We start from the raw sequence: 21,709 nt of genomic DNA, 5'->3' as shown, positions 1-21,709 counted from the left end.
CGGCGGCCGATACGACTTCGACGAAACAAAAAACGTGTCGAAGTCGCTTTTTCTTTGTATTATGTATTCATAAGAAGTATTTGTTGCCGTCCGTTTCGCTCCATCAATGCATTCATTTGCGTCAAGGAATTTTACAAACGGGGCTGCCGTGCTATACAATAGACGAATAGAAGCGAGATATGGAGGTGTTCGCGGTGAAAAAGAAAGAGCTTATCGTTCCCCTCTTGCCGCTGAGAGGATTGCTTGTTTTTCCAACAATGGTGTTGCATCTGGATGTTGGGCGAGAAAAATCGGTGCGGGCGCTTGAAAAAGCGATGGTAGAAGATCATATCATTTTGTTGATATCGCAAAAAGATGTTTCCATTGATGAGCCCGATATGGATGATTTATATAAAATGGGGACACTTGCGCGCGTTAAACAATTGCTTAAACTGCCAAACGGAACGTTTCGCGTGCTAGTGGAAGGGATAGCGCGGGCGATCATCACGGAGATAGTAAGTGAAGAACCTTACTTTATGGTAAAAGCAGAAAAGTTTGTGGATCGCACAACGAAAGATTTAGAAGACGAAGCGTTGAAACGGACGATGCTGGAATATTTTGAACAATACATAAACTTATCGAAAAGATTATCTGCCGATATTTATGCTTCCATTGCAGATATTGACGAGCCGGGGCGGATGGCGGATATTATCGCTTCCCATTTGCCGCTGAAGCTCGAAGAAAAACAGCGCATTCTTGAAACGATCGATGTGAAAGAACGCGTTCACAAGATTATTCAAATTCTTCACAATGAAAAAGAAGTGCTGCAGCTGGAGAAAAAGATTAGCATGCGCGTCAAGCAATCGATGGAGCGCACACAAAAAGAATATTATTTGCGGGAACAAATGAAGGCGATTCAAAAAGAACTCGGCGAAAAAGAAGGAAAAGCGGGAGAAGTCGAAACATTAAAAGAAAAAATCGAAGCAGCCGGCATGCCGAGCCATGTGAAAGAAACAGCGCTCAAAGAGCTTGACCGTTATGAAAAAATTCCGGCGACGTCAGCAGAAAGCGCAGTGATTCGCAACTATTTAGACTGGCTCATTGCGCTTCCTTGGTCAACGCAAACAGAAGATATCCATGATATTAAACGGGCGGAAGCAATATTAAATGAAGATCATTACGGCCTTGAAAAAGTTAAAGAACGGGTGCTTGAATTTTTATCTGTGCAACAATTGACAAAATCGTTAAAAGGACCGATTCTTTGCTTGGCAGGACCGCCAGGAGTCGGGAAAACATCGCTTGCCCGCTCGATTGCCAAATCTCTGAACCGCCGCTTTGTCCGCATTTCGCTGGGAGGCGTCCGCGATGAATCAGAAATTCGCGGCCACCGCCGCACATATGTCGGCGCAATGCCAGGGCGCATCATTCAAGGGATGAAAAAGGCGGGAACGATTAATCCGGTGTTTTTATTGGATGAAATTGATAAAATGTCGAGCGATTTTCGCGGCGATCCGTCTGCAGCGCTTCTGGAAGTGCTGGATCCGGAACAAAACCATGCGTTTAGCGACCATTATATTGAAGAACCGTACGATTTATCGAAAGTGATGTTTATTGCGACGGCAAATAATTTAGCGACAATCCCGCAACCGCTTTTGGATCGTATGGAAATTATTACAATCCCTGGCTATACCGAAGTTGAAAAACTGCAAATCGCTAAACGGCATTTGCTGCCAAAGCAAATAAAAGAACATGGCTTGCAAAAATCAGCGCTGCAAATACGTGATGACGCGATGATGAGCATTATTCGCTATTATACAAGGGAAGCAGGTGTGCGCGAATTGGAGCGGCAGCTTGCCGCGATTTGCCGGAAAGCGGCGCGGTTCATCGTTTCCGGGGAGAAAAAACGCGTCATCATTACCGAGAAAAATATGGAGGAATTTTTAGGAAAGAAAAAATATCGCTACGGCCAAGCGGAATTGGAAGATCAAGTCGGTGTGGCGACAGGGCTTGCCTACACGGCTTTTGGCGGCGACACGCTGTCCATTGAAGTATCGCTCGCTCCAGGAAAAGGAAAGCTTGTATTGACAGGAAAATTAGGCGATGTCATGAAAGAATCGGCGCAAGCGGCGTTTAGCTACGTGCGTGCTCGCGCTGAACAGCTCGGGGTGGACCCGGAATTTCATGAAAAATACGATATTCATATTCACGTACCGGAAGGCGCGGTTCCGAAAGACGGGCCATCGGCCGGGATCACGATTGCGACAGCGCTTATTTCCGCACTGACAGGCCGCCCGGTAAGCCGTTTTGTTGGCATGACAGGGGAAATAACATTGCGCGGTCGCGTGCTTCCAATAGGAGGATTAAAAGAAAAAACGTTAAGCGCCCATCGTGCCGGCTTGAAAAAAGTGATTTTGCCGAAGGATAATGAAAAAGACTTAGACGATATTCCAGATGTGGTGAAAAAGGATTTGCAATTTGTGCTTGTTTCCCATTTAGATGAAGTATTACAACATGCATTGGCAGGGGATCAACAATGAACGTGACAAAAGCAGAACTCGTCATCAGCGCGGTGAAGCCGGAGCAATATCCAGACGGCTTGCTGCCGGAATTCGCGTTAGCCGGCCGTTCCAATGTCGGCAAATCTTCCTTTATTAATAAAATGATTAACCGGAAAAATTTAGCGCGCACCTCGTCTAAGCCGGGGAAAACGCAAACATTAAACTTTTACTTGATTAATGAATCGCTGTACTTTGTCGATGTGCCGGGATATGGATTTGCGAAGGTTTCAAAGAAAGAGCGGGAAGCATGGGGAAAAATGATGGAAACGTATTTTACGACAAGGGAACAGCTAAGGGCGGTCGTCCTGATCGTCGACTTGCGCCATCCGCCAACGAAAGATGACGTGATGATGTATGAGTTTTTGAAGCATTACGAAATTCCAGCAATCATTGTTGCCACAAAAGCCGACAAAGTTCCAAAAGGAAAATGGCAAAAACATCAAAAAGTGGTGCGCGAAACGCTGAACATCGCCGATGGCGACGAATTGATCGTGTTTTCGGCGGAGACAGGGCAAGGAAAAGAAGAAGCGTGGGCGGCACTGGAACGCTTCTTTTAAGTGAAAAAACACCAGCGGAACGGCGGCTGGTGTTTTTTCGCATGATTATTTTCGTTTTCGCCATAATATGTATACGCCAACGATAATTAGCCCAAACGGCCAAAATTTCCAAACAGATGAAATGCCCGTTTCTACGATGTGAAACAAATGTGAAAACCGCTCAGAAAACATCAGGATAAAAGCGAATGCGAAGAAAAATATGCTTTGGCCAAGCCCGGTTTTTGTTTTCCGGGAGCTAAAGAAAAACGCGATGGCAATGATGAGAAAAAACATACCAACATGGTTTGGCCAGCGTTGGAACCAGCTTGCAAGGAAAAAATGAAGGCCAAATCCGAACAGCACGATCCCAGGGAAAATGTACTGGTATTCGCGGGCCGAGTATGCCTGTGCGATGAATGCGATGCCAAAAATGACAAGTAGCGCCGGCCAATCTTGAAAGAGACGCAGCAACGGGAGATGAAGCTGGTTTGCCAAAAAATAAACGCCAAGTCCAACAAGAACAATGCCAGAAAATGTCGTCTGTTTCTTCATCGGTTCCTCCAATTTTTCGACAAACTTTTTTTATGATACAATAATACTGTATAAAGTTTATCATATGCTTTCTAGCGTGTTCACACTTTTTTCACAATGTGAAAAGAAACATGTGCTATAATAAAAAAAGACGTTGATGGTACTCGTTTATAAGGGGGTATAAAGGAAGTGCATATTATTGTTGTTGGCGTTAACTATAAAACGGCCCCTGTTGAAATCCGCGAAAAACTTGCATTTAGTGAGTCGGAATTGGTCGATGCGATGAAACAATTGCAGCAGCAAAAAAGCATTTTGGAAAATGTGATTGTTTCTACGTGCAATCGTACCGAAGTTTACGCGGTCGTTGATCAGCTGCATACCGGTCGCTATTATATAAAATCGTTTTTAGCGGATTGGTTCCACATGGAAGCTGATGCATTTGCGCCATATTTAAACATACTTGAAAACGAAGCGGCGGTGGAACATTTATTCCGCGTTGCTTCTGGTCTGGATTCCATGATTTTGGGAGAAACGCAAATTTTAGGACAAGTCAAATCAAGCTATCTTCTTGCCCAAAAAGAGGGAACGATTGGCACGATCTTTAACCAGCTGTTCAAGCAGGCAGTCACATTCGCAAAACGCGCCCATTCCGAAACAGAAATCGGTGCAAACGCGGTATCGGTAAGTTACGCGGCGGTTGAACTTGCGAAAAAGATTTTTGGCGATTTATCTTCAAAACATGTTTTAATTATCGGCGCTGGGAAAATGGGAGAATTAGCCGCGCAAAATTTATATGGCAGTGGCGTTAAAACAGTAACGGTCGTCAACCGGACGCTCGAAAAAGCAGAAAAGCTGGCGAAAAAGTTTTCCGGAACGGCAAGATCGCTTTGCGAATTGTCGTGTGCGCTTTTAGAAGCGGATATTGTCATTAGCTCGACTGGGGCAAAAGATTATATTCTTACAAAAGAAATGATGGTTTATATAGATAAAATGCGGAAAGGACGCCCGCTGTTTATGGTGGATATCGCTGTCCCGCGCGACTTGGATCCGGCGCTTGCTGATTTGGAAAGCGTTTTTTTATATGATATTGACGATTTGGAAGGAATCGTGCAAGCGAATTTAGAAGAGCGCAAAAAAGCAGCGGCGCAAATCGAGCGCATGATCGAAACAGAGCTTGTCGCCTTCCAGCAATGGCTTCATACGCTCGGCGTTGTGCCTGTTATCGCTGCGCTTCGCGAAAAAGCGCTGGCGATCCAAGCGGAGACGATGCAAAGCATTGAACGGAAGCTGCCGCATTTGTCTGAACATGACCGGAAGGTGCTGAATAAACATACGAAAAGCATCATTAACCAATTGCTGCGCGATCCGATTTTACGAGCGAAAGAACTGGCGGCAGAGCCAAATGCCGAAGAAGCGCTGCAATTGTTTATGAAAATTTTCAATATCGAAGATGCCGTAAAAGCGCAAAAAAATGCCGTAAAAGCACAAACACAAGCGAAAACAGATGGTCAACGCGCCGCTATGCCGTCTCTACAGTCATAAGAGAGGATTTGGGCATATGTTAGAGATGACCATGACCCGGTTATACGAGTTGTCTATTCTTTTGTACGTGTTATCGATACTTCTATATTTTATTGATTTTCTCCAGCGTAACCGGAAGGCGAACCAAGTCGCTTTCTGGTTACTTTCTATTGTTTGGATGTTGCAAACGTTTTTTTTCTTGTTTCGGATTATGCAGACAGGGCGCTTCCCAATTTTAACGATGTCGGAAGGTCTTTATTTTTACGCATGGTTGCTCATTACGTTGTCGCTTGCCATTAATCGGTTGATGCGCGTTGACTTTATCGTCTTTTTTACGAACGTGCTGGCGTTTTTAATTTTGGCGATTCATACGTTTGCGCCGAGCCATCATCAGTCGCCGGCTGTCGCCGAAAAACTCATTTCCGAATTGTTGATGATCCATATCACAATGGCGCTGCTAGCTTATGCGGCGTTTTCGCTTTCATTTATTTTTTCCGTGTTGTATATGCTGCAATACAGCACGTTGAAACGGAAAAAATGGGGAGAACGGTTATGGCGGATGGCTGATTTGACGAAATTAGATTTTATGTCGTACGTTTTAAATTTAATCGGATTGCCTATGTTGTTATTAGGATTAATTCTTGGAGTGATTTGGGCATACATCAAATTGGATCATTTTCACTGGTATGACGTAAAAGTACTTGGCTCGTTCTTTGTGCTTGCGGTGTACAGCGCCTATTTTTATAAGCGCGTCGTCCGGCAAGTGCAAGGCAAATCGATTGCTCTTTGGAACATCGGCTCGTTTTTATTTTTATTAGTAAACTTTCTCTTATTCGGCAGTTTATCGACATTTCATTTTTGGTATTCGTAGTCGCAGTGGAGGATGGAAGATGAGAAAAATAATCGTTGGCTCGCGGCGCAGCAAGCTTGCGCTCACCCAGACGAACTGGGTGATTGAACAGCTCCGGCAACTGGGGGCGCCGTTTGAGTTTGAAGTGAAAGAAATTGTTACGAAAGGCGATAAAATTCTTGATGTGACCTTGTCAAAAGTCGGCGGCAAAGGATTGTTCGTCAAAGAGATTGAGCATGCGATGCTGAATAACGAGATTGATATGGCCGTCCATAGCATGAAAGACATGCCTGCCGTTTTGCCTGACGGCCTGATCATCGGTTGCGTGCCGCCGCGTGAGGACCATCGTGATGTCCTGATAAGCAAAAACAAAGAAACGTTTGCGGATCTTCCGAGCGGAGCGGTCGTCGGGACAAGCAGTTTGCGCCGCTCCGCGCAACTATTGGCAAAGCGGCCGGATTTAACGATCAAATGGATTCGCGGCAACATCGATACGAGGCTAGCGAAGCTGCAAACCGAAGATTATGACGCCATTGTTCTTGCGGCGGCTGGATTGGTGCGCATGGGCTGGGCAAGCGATGTCATCACGGAATATTTGGCGACAGATGTATGCCTTCCTGCCGTTGGGCAAGGGGCGCTTGCGGTGGAATGCCGCGAAAGCGACGAAGAATTGCGGGAATGGCTGCAAAAATTAAACGACATCGATACCGAACGGGCCGTTTATGCGGAACGCGCATTTTTACGGCAACTGGAAGGCGGCTGTCAAGTGCCGATTGCCGGCTATGCGCATGTCAATAATCAAAATGACATCGTATTAACCGCGCTTGTCGCCTCGCCTGATGGAAAAGAGCTGTATAAAGAAACGGTTAGCGGGTCAGATCCGGAAAATGTCGGCACAACTGCTGCAGACTTGTTAATAAAGCGCGGGGCGAAAGCGTTAATCGATCGCGCCAAAGAGGAGATGAATCGGTAATGGCAAGCGGTCCGTTGTCGGGAAAAACGGTGCTTGTGACAAGGGAAAAAGAACAGGCAAAAGCGTTTTCCGAAAAGCTGCGTGAAGCCGGGGCGATTCCGGTAGAAATTCCGCTTATTGCGATTTCTCCTTCTTCCCATCATGAAGAAATCGAGCGGTGTGCACGCCAGCTTTCCGATTATGATTGGCTCGTTTTCACAAGCGCGAACGGCGTGCGGTTTTTCTTCCCGTTTGTCAAACAGAAAACGCTGCTTCCAAAAGTGGTGGTCGTCGGCAAAAAAACGGCGGCGGCGTTAAAAGCATATGGCGTTTCCCCTGCCGTCGTCCCTGACGAATTTGTGGCCGAAGGTGTCATCGAGGCGCTAAAACCGCTTGTGAAGCCGCGCGATCGCGTTCTTTTAGTCAAAGGGAATTTGGCAAGGACGGTATTGCGGGATGCGCTAATCGACATGGGGGCAGACGTAACGGACCTTATTGTGTATAAAACGTCGATGAACGAAGCGGGAAAAGAACGATTGCTATGCCTGCTCCGGGAAAAAAAACTCGATGTCATTACGTTTACAAGCTCTTCAACTGTACAAAGCTTTCTGCGGATGATGGAAAGAGAAGATATCGCTTCATTGCTTGCCGGCTGTGCGGTTGCCTGCATCGGCCCGATTACGAAGGAGACGGCGGAAAAAGCGGGGCTTTCCGTGCATATTTGTCCAAGCGAGTATACGATTGATGCTATGATAAAAGAGATGGAGGCATATTTCGCAAGATGTGATGGAGGGAAAATAAATGGAAACATTACGATTTGACCGCCATCGCCGTTTGCGGCAGACCGCGAATTTGCGGGCGATGGTGAGAGAAACACATCTTCATGTCGACGATCTTATTTATCCGATTTTTGTCGCCGAAGGAAACGGGGTAAAAAGAGAAGTACCGTCAATGCCCGGAATATACCAATTTTCGCTTGACCGTTTAAATGAAGAAATGGACGAAGTCGTCGGGCTCGGCATTAAATCGGTGATCGTTTTTGGCGTGCCGGCGGAAAAAGATGAAGTCGGCTCACAGGCATATTGCGAACATGGCATCGTCCAGCGGGCGATCCGCCAAATAAAAGAAAATTATCCGGATATCGTCGTCATCGCTGATACCTGTTTGTGTGAATACACGAGCCATGGACATTGCGGCGTTGTCGAAAATGAACAAGTATTAAACGATCCATCGCTGGAATTGCTGGCGAAAACCGCTGTCAGCCAAGCGCAAGCGGGAGCGGATATCATCGCCCCTTCCAATATGATGGACGGCTTTGTTGCGGCGATCCGCCGCGGGCTCGATGAAGCCGGCTTTACGAACGTGCCGATTATGTCGTACGCGATAAAATATGCGTCCGCATTTTACGGTCCGTTCCGTGACGCTGCGGATAGCGCGCCGCAATTTGGCGACCGGAAAACCTACCAAATGGATCCGGCAAACCGCCGCGAAGCGTTCCGGGAAGCGGAATCGGATGTGCGCGAAGGCGCTGACTTTTTAATGGTGAAACCGGCGCTTTCCTATTTAGATATTATCCGCGACATTAAAAACCATTTCCACCTTCCTGTCGTTACATATAACGTGAGCGGGGAATATTCGATGGTCAAAGCGGCGGCGCAAAACGGCTGGATTAACGAAAAAGACATTGTCATGGAGATGCTGATAAGCATGAAACGGGCCGGCGCTGATTTAATCATCACTTATTTTGCGAAAGATGTGGCGCGCTGGTTAAATGAATAGAAAGGAGAGCGGCATATGCGAAGCTATGAACGTTCCAAAGCTGCATATGAAGAGGCGGTCCGCCTGCTGCCGGGCGGTGTCAACAGCCCGGTGCGCGCGTTTAAATCCGTCCATATGACGCCGATCTTTATGGCGCGCGGCAAAGGGTCAAAAATTTATGATATCGACGGCAACGAATATATCGATTATGTGCTGTCGTGGGGGCCGCTTATTTTAGGCCATGCGAATCCGCGCGTTGTTGAGGCGCTGAAAAAAGTGACGGAAAACGGCACAAGCTTTGGCGCACCGACATTGATCGAAAACGAGCTGGCGAAATTGGTAATTGAACGGGTGCCATCCATTGAAATTGTCCGTATGGTGAATTCTGGAACAGAAGCGACGATGAGCGCGCTCCGGTTGGCACGCGGCTATACAGGCCGCAATAAAATTTTGAAGTTTGAAGGATGCTATCACGGCCATGGCGACTCGCTGCTCATCAAAGCCGGTTCCGGAGTGGCGACACTTGGATTGCCGGACAGCCCCGGTGTTCCGGAAGCGCTGGCGCATCATACGATCACGGTTCCTTACAACGATTTAGAAAGCGTCAAATATGCGTTTGAACAGTTCGGCGAAGATATCGCTGCAGTCATTGTCGAGCCGGTTGCCGGCAACATGGGTGTCGTTCCGCCAGTTCCGGGCTTTTTGCAAGGACTGCGAGACATCACGAAACAGTACGGCGCGCTCCTTATTTTCGACGAAGTGATGACGGGCTTCCGCGTTGACTACCATTGCGCGCAAGGGTATTTCGGCATTGAACCGGATTTAACGTGCCTTGGAAAAGTCATCGGCGGCGGGCTTCCGGTCGGAGCGTACGGCGGAAAAGCGGAAATTATGGAAAAAGTCGCGCCGAGCGGCCCGATTTATCAAGCGGGAACGCTGTCGGGAAACCCGCTTGCCATGACGGCCGGATATGAAACGCTTATTCAGCTGACTCCGGAAACATATGAGCAATTCCGCAAAAAAGCGGACCGATTGGAAGAAGGGTTGCGCAAAGCGGCGGAAAAATACGAAATTCCGCATACGATTAACCGCGCTGGCTCGATGATCGGCTTCTTCTTTACAAACGAACATGTTGTCAACTACGAAAAAGCGAAAACGTCCGATTTGGAAATGTTCGCGACATATTACCGCGAAATGGCGGAACAAGGAATTTTCCTTCCTCCGTCGCAATTTGAAGGATTGTTTTTATCAACAGAACATACGGATGAAGATATTGAAAAAACAATCGCCGCGGCAGAGCGCGCGTTTGCGAAAATACGCGAAGGGAAGTAAAAGAGAATGGGTTGTCCATCGCCATGGACAGCCCGATTTTTTTATTCATATTGCCCGTTCGTCGCTCATACAATGGATAATGTCATAGAAAATTTGGCGGAAAGGGACGGAAGGAGGAGTTACGGTTGGAGCAATCGCATTTGCGTTTTTCCCTTGAGGAAGCGGTTTGGTTTAAAAAAGGACAGGAAGTCGCCGAATTTCTTTCGATTTCTCTCGATCCGGTCGTTTCGGTTGATGAATATGAACAATATGTCACGATTCGCGGGGCGTTAGAATTGAACGGAGAGTACCGGATGGCGGAAGGAGAAAGCGGCGAGGCCCCTTTCGACTTTGCGAGCCATCGCTTTGTTCAGCACGTGTCCACGCGCGAAGACGGCATTAGCGAATTATCGCATCGTTTTCCGGTCGATATTACGATTCCGAAAAACCGCATTCCACATTTAGAAGATGTGTATGTGACGGTTGAATCATTTGATTATGATTTGGATGAAAATGGAAGGTTATTGGTGACAGCAGATATTTCTATCAGTGGCATTAGTGAAGTGCCGCTGGATGAACAGTTGCCAGCAAAGGAAGAAGAACTGTTGTTTGAACCGTTTGAAGTTGTCGCCCGCAAAGAAGTGTACGAAGAGGAACAGAGAGAACAGCAATCGGAAGAAAAGGCATATTCCGTTTCTGGCCATGTGTTGGCGGAGCAAGACGAAGAACAGGAAGAAGCGGCGGTGCACCGGGAAGAAACAAAGCGGGAAGAAGAAAAAGCCGTGCCGATCCATAACCATGAACAGCCGGAAGAAACAGTCGCGCGGCTGGAAAAACAGAAACAAAAAGAAAAAACAGCCGTACAGCCGGAAAAACCGGAAGAAGAAAAAGAAGAAACAGCCGCACAACTCGAAGAAAATGTGGAAGAGAATGAAGAAGAAAATATAGAAGAAAATGAAGCGTCAGGAGAAGAAGAAAACGTTGTCCCGCAACAAGAGGCAAAAGTTTCGATTGGGTCCATGAAAGAAAACGCCGCCGATGAAACGGAAGAAATCGATGAAAACGAAAAGCAAAAAGTAAAGAGCGAAAACACATTATACTTAACAAAATTATTTGCGAAAAATCAAGAAGAGGAATTTACAAAAGTAAAAATCTGCATCGTTCAGCAGGGAGATTCATTGGACAAGATCGCCGAGCGGTACGATGTCACCATCCAGCAGCTTTTGCGCGTCAACCAATTGGAAAACGTGGAAGAAATCCATGAAGGGCAATTGCTATATATACCGGCGCTGGTGGGAAACCGCTCTTCGTAGTGAGGGAAAGCATGATTCCTCACTTCTTTTTATGAAGGGGGTGTTGTCTTGAACAAGGAACACATGGAAATGTACGCGCCTGTTTTGCGGCAGTACGGGCTCAAACCGTTCCGCATGGAGCAGCATGGAAAAGTAAAAAAAGTATATACCAATGCCGGCACATTTGCTTTAAAAGAAATCGCGAACGTCCGAGAAATGGAGGCCGTTTGGCAATCATACATTTTTTGCGGGCAACAATCGGTTCCGCTTTATTTGACAAAACAAGGACTTCCATTTGCAGCCCATGGACGGCATTATTATTTAATGCCATGGGTGTTTCCCGCTGAGCGAAAAGACACACGCGAACATGTCCTCTCTTTTTTTCGCGATCTCGCCCATTTGCACCAAAAGTCGTTAAGACAATTAGATGTTAGTGAGGAAGAGATCAACAATTACTATGAAAATAAAAAAAGAGAGTGGGAAAGGCAGCGCTCCTTTTTGCAATCATATGTGGAAAAGTGTGAAAATGCGTGGTATATGTCCCCGTTTCAACTGCAATGCTGCACCTATTTTCATGAAACAATGCAGGCGTACTCCTTTGCGGAAACGGAAATGGAGAAATGGCATGAAACCATCAAAAAGACAAAAAAATGGAGAATCGCCTGGATTCACGGGAAAGCGCGGCTTTCACATTATATCGTTCCGGAAGACAGCCGCCGTTATTTTTTCAGCTGGGAACGCGCCGGCTGGAATTCTCCGCTATTTGATGTTATCATGGCGCTTCGCCATCATATGCGCACATTTCCGCCGATCGGCGATGAATGGGTGGAAGGGATCGAAGCATACGAAAAAACGTTATCTTTGTCGGAAGAGGAACAATCTTTTTTTTTCAGCCACCTCGCCCAACCGCATTTTTTGTACCGCTGCATTTATGAATACGCGGCAAAACGGCAACATGAAAAAAGCGAGCGGGAATATGTTTCCGAATTGCAGCGCCGTTACTTGACGATGAAAAATATGGAATATGCTGTCATGCGCCTCGCCCAGCGGAAAGCGGAGGAAAACGCTAAAACCACTCCAGATGAAACGCCACCGCAATAAGAATGAAAATAGCTAATAAAATAACGTCAAATGTCGTCGGAAAAAAAATGGTGCGGACTGCTTGGAAAATTGTTATCGGAATGATCACTTGCCCGCAAATGGCGCGGATTTGCCGGAGCCATGGCGGCCATGAATAATGGTTAAATCGCTTCATTGCACAATTCCCCTTTTTTGGATGTTACTATAAAATATGACGAGGGATGATTTTTGTCACCAACATGCAAGAAACGGAATAAAGAAATAAAAACTTGGCAAAGATGATTGACGATGAAATGAGTTTTTCGGTAGTATAATAACAGAAAAAAATAGATAAAAGGCGAAGACAGGGAAGAGTACAACGAATAACGCCTTCAGAGAGGGAAATCATTAGCTGCGAGATTTCCTAGGACGGTTATCGTTGGAAGGTCGCCCTCGAGCTGCTTCTTCGAACGGCGGATGCCTTGTAGAGGAAGCCGGCGATATGCCGTTATCGCAATGAAGCGCTTAAGCAAGTTTGCTTTGCTTAAGAAAAAAGGTGGTACCGCGGAAGAGTCTCCTTTCGTCCTTTTTTGGATGAAGGGAGTTTTTTATTTAGCAAGAAGGAGGGAAAACCAATGGAACAAAATGAGATAACGATGTCAACGAAGTATGACCATAAAGCGGTAGAAGCGAACCGCTATCAATGGTGGCTTGACGGAAAGTTTTTTGAAGCGACGGGCGATCCGGATAAAAAGCCGTTTACGATCGTGATCCCGCCGCCAAACGTAACAGGGAAGCTGCATTTAGGGCATGCGTGGGATACGACGCTGCAAGATATTATTACGCGCATGAAACGGATGCAAGGCTATGACGTGCTGTGGCTTCCGGGAATGGACCACGCCGGCATTGCCACACAGGCGAAAGTGGAAGAAAAGCTGCGCAAGCAAGGGCTGTCCCGCTATGATTTAGGCCGGGAGAAATTTCTTGAAGAAACGTGGAAATGGAAAGAAGAATATGCAAACCACATCCGCCAGCAATGGGCGAAATTAGGGCTTGGCCTTGATTATACGCGCGAGCGCTTTACGCTGGACGAAGGATTGTCCAAAGCAGTGCGCGAAGTGTTTGTTTCGCTTTACCGAAAAGGGCTTATTTATCGCGGCGAATACATTATTAACTGGGATCCGGTCACGAAAACGGCACTGTCCGATATTGAAGTCGTTTATAAAGAAGTGAAAGGCGCGCTTTATCATATGCGCTATCCGCTTGCCGACGGCTCGGGCTATATTGAAATCGCGACGACCCGCCCGGAAACGATGCTCGGCGACACTGCGGTAGCCGTTCATCCAGACGATGAGCGCTATAAGCATCTCATCGGCAAAACGGTGATTTTGCCGATTGTCGGCCGCGAAATTCCAATTATCGCCGATGAGTATGTCGATATGGAATTCGGCTCAGGCGCGGTGAAAATTACGCCGGCGCATGACCCGAACGACTTTGAAATCGGCAACCGCCACAATTTGCCGCGCATTCTTGTCATGAACGAAGACGGCACGATGAATGAAAACGCCCTGCAATACCAAGGATTGGACCGGTTTGAGTGCCGCAAGCAAATTGTCAAAGATTTGCAAGAACAAGGCGTGCTCTTTAAAATCGAAGAGCATGTGCATTCCGTCGGCCATAGCGAGCGGAGCGGCGCGGTGGTGGAACCGTATCTTTCAACGCAATGGTTTGTGAAAATGAAGCCGCTTGCCGAAGCAGCGATTGAGATGCAAAAAACGGAAGGAAAAGTCCATTTCGTTCCGGAGCGGTTTGAAAAAACGTATTTGCATTGGCTCGAAAATATTCGCGACTGGTGCATTTCTCGCCAATTATGGTGGGGCCATCGCATTCCGGCTTGGTATCATAAAGAAACAGGCGAAATTTATGTCGATCATGAACCGCCGGCTGATATCGAAAACTGGGAGCAAGACCCGGATGTATTAGACACGTGGTTCAGCTCGGCGCTTTGGCCGTTTTCGACAATGGGCTGGCCGGATACGGAAGCGCCGGATTATCAACGCTATTATCCAACCGATGTGCTTGTCACTGGATATGACATCATTTTCTTCTGGGTATCGCGCATGATTTTCCAAGGCCTTGAATTTACCGGAAAGAGACCGTTTAAAGACGTATTAATCCACGGCCTTGTCCGCGACGCGCAAGGAAGAAAAATGAGCAAATCGCTCGGCAACGGCGTCGACCCGATGGATGTCATCGACCAGTACGGCGCTGATTCGCTCCGCTTCTTCCTGGCGACAGGAAGCTCGCCTGGGCAAGATTTGCGTTTTAGCACCGAGAAAGTGGAAGCAACATGGAATTTTGCGAATAAAATTTGGAACGCGTCCCGCTTTGCGCTGATGAACATGGGCGGAATGACATACGACCAGCTCGATTTAAGCGGGGAAAAAACCGTTGCCGATCATTGGATTTTAACGCGTTTAAACGAAACGATCGAAACGGTGACAAAGCTTGCCGAAAAATACGAGTTCGGCGAAGTCGGCCGCGTTTTGTACAACTTCATTTGGGACGACTTGTGCGACTGGTATATTGAAATGGCGAAACTGCCGCTTTATGGCGACGATGAAGAAGCGAAAAAGACGACGCGCTCCGTATTGGCCTATGTCTTGGATCATACGATGCGCCTGCTTCACCCGTTCATGCCGTTTATTACCGAGGAAATTTGGCAGCACCTTCCGCATGAAGGGGAGTCGATTACGGTAGCGAAATGGCCGGAAGTGCGCCCTGAACTGTCAAACAAAGAAGCGGCGGAAGAAATGCGTCTTCTTGTTGATATCATCCGTGCAGTCCGCAACATTCGCGCTGAAGTGAACACGCCGTTAAGCAAACCGGTTAAATTGCACATTAAGGCAAAAGATGCACAAGTGCAGGCAACGCTCGAGAAAAATCGCGCGTATTTAGAACGGTTCTGCAATCCGAGCGAGCTGATCATCGCAACCGACGTTCCGATAGCGGAAAAAGCGATGACGGCGGTCGTTACCGGCGCGGAATTGATTTTGCCGCTCGAAGGGCTGATTAACATCGATGAAGAAATTAAACGGCTTGAAAAAGAACTGGAAAAACTCAATAAAGAAGTCGAGCGCGTGCAGAAGAAACTAAGCAACGAAGGATTCCTGACGAAAGCGCCTGCGCACGTCGTCGAAGAAGAGCGGAAAAAAGAGAAAGACTACTTGGAAAAACGCGAGGCTGTCCGTGCGCGCCTTGCCGAATTAAAAAAATAGACAACACGCCGCCGCTTCTTTTATCATGAAGACGAATCCAAGCATTTTGGATTCGTCTTTTCTCATCACATCTTAATTTTTAGGGGGAAAATACGATGGTTCGTACATATAAAGAAGCGCTTGCATGGATTCATGGGCGTTTGCGCTTAGGAATCAAACCGGGATTAGAGCGGATGGAATGGATGATGGAAAAGCTCGGGCATCCTGAGCGCCGCGTAAGGGCAATTCACGTTGCCGGAACGAACGGGAAAGGTTCGACCGTTAGCTACTTGCGCCATATTTTGCAAGCGGCCGGCTATTCGGTGGGAACGTTTACTTCTCCGTATGTGGAGAAATTTAATGAGCGGATCAGCGTAAACGGCCGGCCAATTCGCGACAAAGAAATTGTTGAGCTGGTGCGAGCCATTCAACCGCTTGCGGAAGAACTGGAAACAACAGAGCTTGGCGCGCCGACAGAATTTGAAGTGATTACGGCGATGATGTTTTATTATTTTGGGAAAAAGAACATTCAAGATGTCGTGATTATCGAGGCAGGACTCGGCGGCCGCTTCGATTCGACGAACGTGATTTACCCGATTCTTTCCATTATCACCAATATTGGCTATGACCATATGAACATTTTAGGAGAGACGCTGGAGAAAATCGCTTTGGAAAAAGCAGGAATCATCAAATCGGGCGTTCCGGTCATTACCGCGGTGAACCAGCCGGAAGCATGGGCGGTGATTGCCGGCAAAGCGAAATCATTGAAAGCGAAAACATACCGGCTGGGAGAAGACTTTTCGATTGTTCAGCATGAGGCAAATGAAGATGGCGAGCGTTTTTCAGTAGAGACGGTGTTTTCGCAATATCCGGATTTAAACATAACGATGTTCGGGGCGCATCAAGTGCAAAACGCGGCCGTAGCCGTGATGGCGGCCGACTATTTGCGGATGTGCTATTCGTTTTTGATTGAAAAAGAACATATTTATGAAGGGCTGGAAAAGGCGAAATGGATCGGGCGGTTTGAACGGATAAGCAATAAGCCGCTGATCATTATCGACGGCGCCCACAACGCGGAAGGCATCCGCAGCCTCGTCGATACAGTGCGTTTGCACTATCCAAACAAAGATGTTCATGTATTATTTGCCGCGCTGGCAGACAAACCGCTTGAGCAAATGATTCCGCCGCTTGCCGGAATCGCGAAAACGATAACGTTTACGTCGTTCGATTTTCCGCGCGCCGCGTCTGCCGAACAGCTTGCAGCGCTATGCGACCATCCGGATAAAGCGTGCATCACGGACTGGGAGCGCTGGCTCAAAGAAAAACGGAAACAGAAGCGGAGCGATGACCTTTTCCTTATCACCGGCTCGCTTTACTTTATCGCAGAGGTAAGAAAGTTATTGTTATGACAAAATTTTTATATGTTTCCAGCGAAAAGTCTTGCTATAATAAAAGTAATAGGACTTTGGTAAGGGATAGGGGGAGAGGAGTGTGGCGGAGAAGAGAAAATTTTTATGGTTGTTGATGGCGCTGCTTTTGTGCGTCGCCTTTGGAAATGTTCCTGCTGTAGCGTTTGGGGCGGATAATGGCTCCAGCACCGCTGCGTTGAATTTTACCATCACTTCCTCGCAAACAGAATATGCCAAGCCGCCTAATGCCGATGCCCAAGGGAGACTGGATGTAACGTTAACCCCTCAAGGAAGGGTGGACAACATCGTTCGCCCGCCAATCGATGTCGTGTTTGTGTTTGACGTGTCAGGATCGATGACGCAGATGAAGCTGCAAAGCGCAAAATATGCGCTTCAGTCTGCCGTCGATTATTTCAAAGCGAACGCTAACCCGAATGACCGCTTTGCCCTTGTTCCTTTTTCCAGCGATGTTCAATACAATAAAGTTGTGCCATTTCCTTCCGGAACCTATGACGTCAAGCAGCATTTGAATTGGATTGCAACCGTAGCCAATGGTCTTCGGGCAAATGGCGGAACAAACTATACGCAGGCCCTCCAGCAAGCCCAATCGTTTTTTAACGACCCGGCCCGGAAAAAATATATCATTTTTTTAACAGATGGGATGCCGACTGTTTCAAAGGTGAAAGAGCCGATTACGTATACAGTTTGTGAAGGAATATTGTTCTGGAGAACGTGCAACCAAGTCACGGAAGATTTAGACGTACAATATATTTTATATTCCAATGGCATAACGGCAGCCCAAACGATCTATTATCCTGATCATCCAGAAACAGAGACGTATTCGGACAGAGAAAAATATAGAGAATTTGAAGAAAAAATCCGTTTACATGGAACGAATGTTGCCAAAACCCTTGGCATGAACAATATAACTCTCTATTCTATCGGTTTTGGCAATAACCAAGAAGTTGATATGGGCTATTTAGAAAAGTTGTCATCGACAGCAGGCGGGCAGGCGAAACAAGGGACGCCGCAAAACTTAACGGAAATTTTCCAGCAGTTTTCAAAGCTCGCTAATGATCCGGTGTTGAGTGGAACGATAAAAATTCCGCTAACCTCGTTTGGCGGAAATGTGGAAATTGTTGAGACAGAGCAAGTTTGGCTCGATGAGAAAAAAGAAAACGCGTATATTGCGTTTACGGTTCCGTATAAAGTAGGGCAGCCGGCACCGCCGCCGTTTACCGTTTCGATTCCGGTGCGCTTTAAAGCAAAAGGGGAGTATACGTTTACTGCGGAATTGACGTATCGTGATGTATATGGAGTAGAACAGGCACCAATCATGAAATCAGTCAAGGTTGTTGTCAAAGACGAGGTGCCGCCATCGTTTGACGGAACGGTGACGCTTGAAGGAATCACGCGAGATGTAAACGACTTAGTGAAATTCGGCGATGCTGATGGTGATTCGAACCGCTTCAAGGCACGTTATTCGCTAACTGCTATTGGCTATGTCGGAAACGCGTCCGGAAACATCAGCAACATTACATTGATTCAGCCGCTTCCAGACGGGATTACGGTTGTTCCGTCGCCAAACGCGCCAAACGTGACCGTACACACGGAAAACGGCGTCCAGTACGCTGAGATTGCGTTTCCAAATACGGTTATTGACTATAAGCAACTAAATAACAACGAGATTACCGGCGAAATAACGCTTCAAGCAAACTGGGCGATGGATGGAACAATGGGAAAGCTGCCGCCAGCTGTCGTTTCGTTCCAAGATAGCAAATACGGCGCGCGGACATCGTCATTAAAGGCCCCTTCCCAACGGATTGAAATGAAAGTCCGCTTGCATGAATCGCCTGATATGTATTACGAAGGAGACAGCTATGGCCTTATTACGAAATGGCAAGCGTCAGCCAAGCTTGGAGAGACGAAACACCCGAGGCTTCCGGTGAAGGCGTTGCAATTCAAGGAAGACGACGTTCTTCTCGTCACATACAATAATGACGAGACGGTAGAGCTATATTTAAAACCGCGTGTGGCAATTGAGACTAAAGACGGTCAGCAAATCCCAAGCGGAGCGACTGTCACAGAACAGCCGATCGTAAAAATCACCGGTTTTGTCGCAGGGGAAGGCGTCACGTACGAATATAAAGTCGAAAATCCAAAGCAAGATAACGCTTGGAAGCCGCTCGATTCGCCATATGAAATTCCGGTCACTTGGGATGGAACGTCGACGATATCCATTAAAGCGGCAGGAGGATTGACAAAAGGAGACGGCATTACCACTGTATCGCTGACATACATTAAGCGTGTTCGCCAATTAACATTAGACTATAAACAAACGATGGAAGTTGGCGAAACGCAGACAATTTCGGTAACGATCGAGCCAAGTGACGCGACAAATAAAACATTGCAGTGGATTTCCAGCAATCCGGACGTCGCGGAAGTGGAGGACGGAAAAGTTACTGCCAAAAATCCGGGAACAGTTAAGATTACGGTACGGGCAATGGATGGAAGCAACGTTTCAGCAACAGCGACGATCAAGGTGCGTAATCCATATGTGCCATTAGAAGCGATCAATCTACCACAAATATATGTGATGAATGTCGGAGAAAAAGTAGACGTTTCCTCCATCTTGACGTTTATCCCAGATAATGCGACAAACAAAAACATCCGCTCTGTCATATCGAACACTCCAGAATATGTTAGTGTGGAAAAAGAGCAAGGAAGATGGTATATCGTCGCTCAAGAAGTTGGATACTCGACCATTACCGTCACCGCGGAGGAGAAAAAGCAAGACGATCAAGACATTCAAGCTTCAATGACAGTCATCGTTCAGGAAAACACCACGTCCCCAGGCGAAAGCGGAAAATATAGATGGTAAAACAAAAAAGGTGCCTTATCATTCGCTTTAAGGCACCTTTTCTTTTAAGCGAAAAGCAGCATCCCGCATCTTGTTTTATTTGACGGTTAACTTGTCAACGATAAGAGACAGTTTTTTCACGAACGGCAACCCTTTTCCGCGATTAATAAATACCGATGGGTCATGACGGATCACAAAGCGGGACTCTTCTTTGTGATCGAGCGACGAAGGAGGCGTAAAAATGATGGAGCCGCCTTGTTTTTCCGCTGCACCGCGATAAGCGTTGATGACAAGCCCGGAGACGTCAAAGTCCGGTGCTGTGCTTGACGTGTCGCCGCGCGCGAACAAACCGCCTTCAATATTGATATATGAGCCGACAGCATAGACAGTCGCGTTGCTTTCAGTATAAAAGTATCCTTTTAAGTTCGGCGGTTCCAGAGAAAGATTGTTTTCAAACTCATTGATTCGCGCGATTTCCAACGGCCCTCTTGAAAGAAGCACGACTTCTTTATCGCCGGTAATGTTAGCGTTGTAAATCAATGTGCGTCCAGGAACATTTGGTGAATCAAGCCGCCCAAAGACATAAATTGTCGAATCAAGCTCTATATCGCCATTGATTGTCAAATCGCCGAACACGATGATGTTTCCCCGTACTTTTGTTGGTGTGTTGACGCTGTTTCCTAAAAATAAATCACCGTTTATAATCAGCCATTTATTTTGTAAATTAAGTTCTCCATGGTCAAGGAAAAATAACGAAGAATCTTTAGATTGAAGAATTACAGACCGATCAATGGAATCAATGTTTTGGCGTAATTCCGAAACGCTCTTCAAAACAACAAAGCGTTGTTGCTCTTGGTTTTGCCCTTGATCTGGGGAATTTTGCTCTTGATCTAAATCTTGATCTGAACTTTGATATGAATCTTGTTCTAAGTCTTGATCTGAATCTTGATCTGGCGGCAGCAGCTCCGTGAAAAGCTGGTCGATGCGTTTATTAATATAATTATTATATTCTGGACTAAATGTTTCCATTCCTGCTGCATTTAACAACTTATCTTTTACAGTCCATTCGAAATCCACATCAATAAATTCCTCGCGTTCTTTTCGAATGGAAGGGGCTTGGGATTGAAAACGGATGTCATTAGAATAATTTTCCGCAATGCGCTGAAAAATATTGCCCGCAATGTTGTAACAGTCGTTTTTGTCATGGTCACAAGAAAAATAGCTTCCATTGACAAACAATACACTATTTTTGCTCGTTGTCGGGAATGACGTTTGTTTCATATATTTTAAAGAGTTATCGATGTAATTGGCGACATTTGTCATATAAGCGTTTTTTCCGGCGTAAATATTTCCTTCAATATACGCTCCGCCGTTTAAAACAACGTCTTCTCTCGAACCGAGGGTATATTTTAAAAAGCTTGGCGTATTTGTCAAAATCACCCGTCTTTCCACCGTTTTGTTACCGTACGATTTGGAAAGCAAAAAAACTCGGGTGAACAATTTATTACGATTGATATTATAATCATCTGTCGACGTTACGTCCTGAATCTTTACTCCATAGCGATTTTCTAAATCAGGGAGCAGCACAGCCAATTGTGTATCCAAATTTCCAGGAGTAGACAGTTCAAAAGAAGGTTTCGAAATAGCTACCTTCATTTCCGCAATCGTTTCTTCGATCGCTTTTGTTGCTTCATGAAGTGATTCCACATCTTCCACGCGCACTTCCGTAAATCGCGCTTGATAAATCGCAACAGACATAATAGTTAAGCCAAGAAGGAGAAAAATGGTGATAATCAGCATCGTGACTACTAAACTATGTCCTTTTTCATTCATTAG

At 46.5% G+C, this 21,709-nt stretch carries 16 protein-coding genes and 1 other annotated feature; of the genes, 13 read left to right on the top strand and 3 right to left on the bottom strand.

Annotated features, from left to right (window positions below; genetic code table 11):
• The first annotated feature begins 179 nt into the window (after window positions 1-179).
• Window positions 180-2,516, top strand: coding sequence for an endopeptidase La (gene lon, locus AOT13_RS17705; protein ID WP_041269312.1), 2,337 nt, complete (start codon window positions 180-182; stop codon window positions 2,514-2,516).
• On the top strand, window positions 2,513-3,094 hold the full coding sequence (gene yihA / locus AOT13_RS17700) for a ribosome biogenesis GTP-binding protein YihA/YsxC (protein ID WP_013876503.1): 582 nt from the start codon (window positions 2,513-2,515) through the stop codon (window positions 3,092-3,094). Before lon ends, yihA begins: the two co-directional genes overlap by 4 nt.
• A gap of 45 nt (window positions 3,095-3,139) precedes the next feature.
• Here yihA and AOT13_RS17695 read toward each other — a convergent pair whose 3' ends face one another.
• Window positions 3,140-3,625 (bottom strand): LiaI-LiaF-like domain-containing protein, encoded by a 486-nt coding sequence (locus AOT13_RS17695; protein ID WP_003248833.1) that lies wholly within the window; start codon window positions 3,623-3,625, stop codon window positions 3,140-3,142.
• A gap of 168 nt (window positions 3,626-3,793) precedes the next feature.
• On the opposite strand from AOT13_RS17695, the gene hemA reads away from it, so the two are divergent.
• From hemA to ysxE, 8 genes are all read left to right on the top strand, one after another.
• On the top strand, window positions 3,794-5,146 hold the full coding sequence (gene hemA, locus AOT13_RS17690; protein ID WP_003248834.1) for a glutamyl-tRNA reductase: 1,353 nt from the start codon (window positions 3,794-3,796) through the stop codon (window positions 5,144-5,146).
• Window positions 5,147-5,162: 16 nt separating this feature from the next.
• On the top strand, window positions 5,163-5,996 hold the full coding sequence (gene ccsA / locus AOT13_RS17685; RefSeq protein WP_003248836.1) for a cytochrome c biogenesis protein: 834 nt from the start codon (window positions 5,163-5,165) through the stop codon (window positions 5,994-5,996).
• 19 nt (window positions 5,997-6,015) lie between these two features.
• Window positions 6,016-6,948, top strand: coding sequence for a hydroxymethylbilane synthase (gene hemC / locus AOT13_RS17680; RefSeq protein ID WP_042383409.1), 933 nt, complete (start codon window positions 6,016-6,018; stop codon window positions 6,946-6,948).
• Window positions 6,948-7,748, top strand: coding sequence for a uroporphyrinogen-III synthase (locus AOT13_RS17675; protein WP_003248838.1), 801 nt, complete (start codon window positions 6,948-6,950; stop codon window positions 7,746-7,748). The genes hemC and AOT13_RS17675 overlap by 1 nt, the downstream gene beginning before the upstream one ends.
• Complete coding sequence (hemB, locus tag AOT13_RS17670; RefSeq protein ID WP_003248840.1) at window positions 7,729-8,706, top strand: porphobilinogen synthase; 978 nt, start codon at window positions 7,729-7,731, stop codon at window positions 8,704-8,706. The genes AOT13_RS17675 and hemB overlap by 20 nt, the downstream gene beginning before the upstream one ends.
• Window positions 8,707-8,721: 15 nt before the next feature.
• A complete protein-coding gene (hemL, locus tag AOT13_RS17665) occupies window positions 8,722-10,017 on the top strand; it encodes a glutamate-1-semialdehyde 2,1-aminomutase (RefSeq protein WP_013876507.1) in 1,296 nt (431 codons plus the stop codon).
• Between the two features lie 125 nt (window positions 10,018-10,142).
• Window positions 10,143-11,309 carry a stage VI sporulation protein D gene (spoVID, locus tag AOT13_RS17660; RefSeq protein WP_042383410.1) on the top strand — a complete coding sequence of 389 codons (1,167 nt, stop codon included), beginning with the start codon at window positions 10,143-10,145 and terminating at the stop codon, window positions 11,307-11,309.
• A gap of 69 nt (window positions 11,310-11,378) precedes the next feature.
• Window positions 11,379-12,389, top strand: a complete 1,011-nt coding sequence (gene ysxE, locus AOT13_RS17655) for a spore coat protein YsxE (protein ID WP_042383528.1) — start codon at window positions 11,379-11,381, stop codon at window positions 12,387-12,389.
• Here the strand turns inward: ysxE and AOT13_RS17650 are convergent.
• On the bottom strand, window positions 12,355-12,543 hold the full coding sequence (locus AOT13_RS17650; RefSeq protein WP_013400299.1) for a hypothetical protein: 189 nt from the start codon (window positions 12,541-12,543) through the stop codon (window positions 12,355-12,357). The two genes, ysxE and AOT13_RS17650, sit on opposite strands and share 35 nt — an antisense overlap.
• A gap of 156 nt (window positions 12,544-12,699) precedes the next feature.
• Window positions 12,700-12,938 (top strand) — a binding site (T-box leader).
• A gap of 44 nt (window positions 12,939-12,982) precedes the next feature.
• Between AOT13_RS17650 and AOT13_RS17645 the strand changes: the two genes are divergently transcribed.
• The 3 genes from AOT13_RS17645 to AOT13_RS17635 all read left to right on the top strand — a co-directional run bounded on the left by AOT13_RS17645 (window position 12,983) and on the right by AOT13_RS17635 (window position 19,894).
• Window positions 12,983-15,625: a valine--tRNA ligase gene (locus AOT13_RS17645; protein ID WP_003248850.1), complete on the top strand. Its 2,643-nt coding sequence runs from the start codon at window positions 12,983-12,985 to the stop codon at window positions 15,623-15,625.
• Window positions 15,626-15,720: 95 nt separating this feature from the next.
• The gene (locus AOT13_RS17640; protein WP_042383411.1) at window positions 15,721-17,013 is read left to right on the top strand and encodes a bifunctional folylpolyglutamate synthase/dihydrofolate synthase; all 1,293 of its coding nucleotides are present in this window, start codon (window positions 15,721-15,723) and stop codon (window positions 17,011-17,013) included.
• Window positions 17,014-17,095: 82 nt separating this feature from the next.
• On the top strand, window positions 17,096-19,894 hold the full coding sequence (locus AOT13_RS17635) for a VWA domain-containing protein (protein WP_042383412.1): 2,799 nt from the start codon (window positions 17,096-17,098) through the stop codon (window positions 19,892-19,894).
• A 75-nt stretch (window positions 19,895-19,969) separates the two neighbouring features.
• Here the strand turns inward: AOT13_RS17635 and AOT13_RS17630 are convergent, their stop codons facing one another.
• Window positions 19,970-21,706 carry a hypothetical protein gene (locus tag AOT13_RS17630; RefSeq protein ID WP_042383413.1) on the bottom strand — a complete coding sequence of 579 codons (1,737 nt, stop codon included), beginning with the start codon at window positions 21,704-21,706 and terminating at the stop codon, window positions 19,970-19,972.
• Between the last annotated feature and the right edge of the window lie 3 nt (window positions 21,707-21,709).

This window comes from Parageobacillus thermoglucosidasius, from assembly GCF_001295365.1.
GTDB lineage: Bacteria > Bacillota > Bacilli > Bacillales > Anoxybacillaceae > Parageobacillus > Parageobacillus thermoglucosidasius.
The sequence above is the reverse complement of the archived record's forward strand: the minus strand, read 5'-3'. Positions and strand labels throughout refer to the sequence as shown.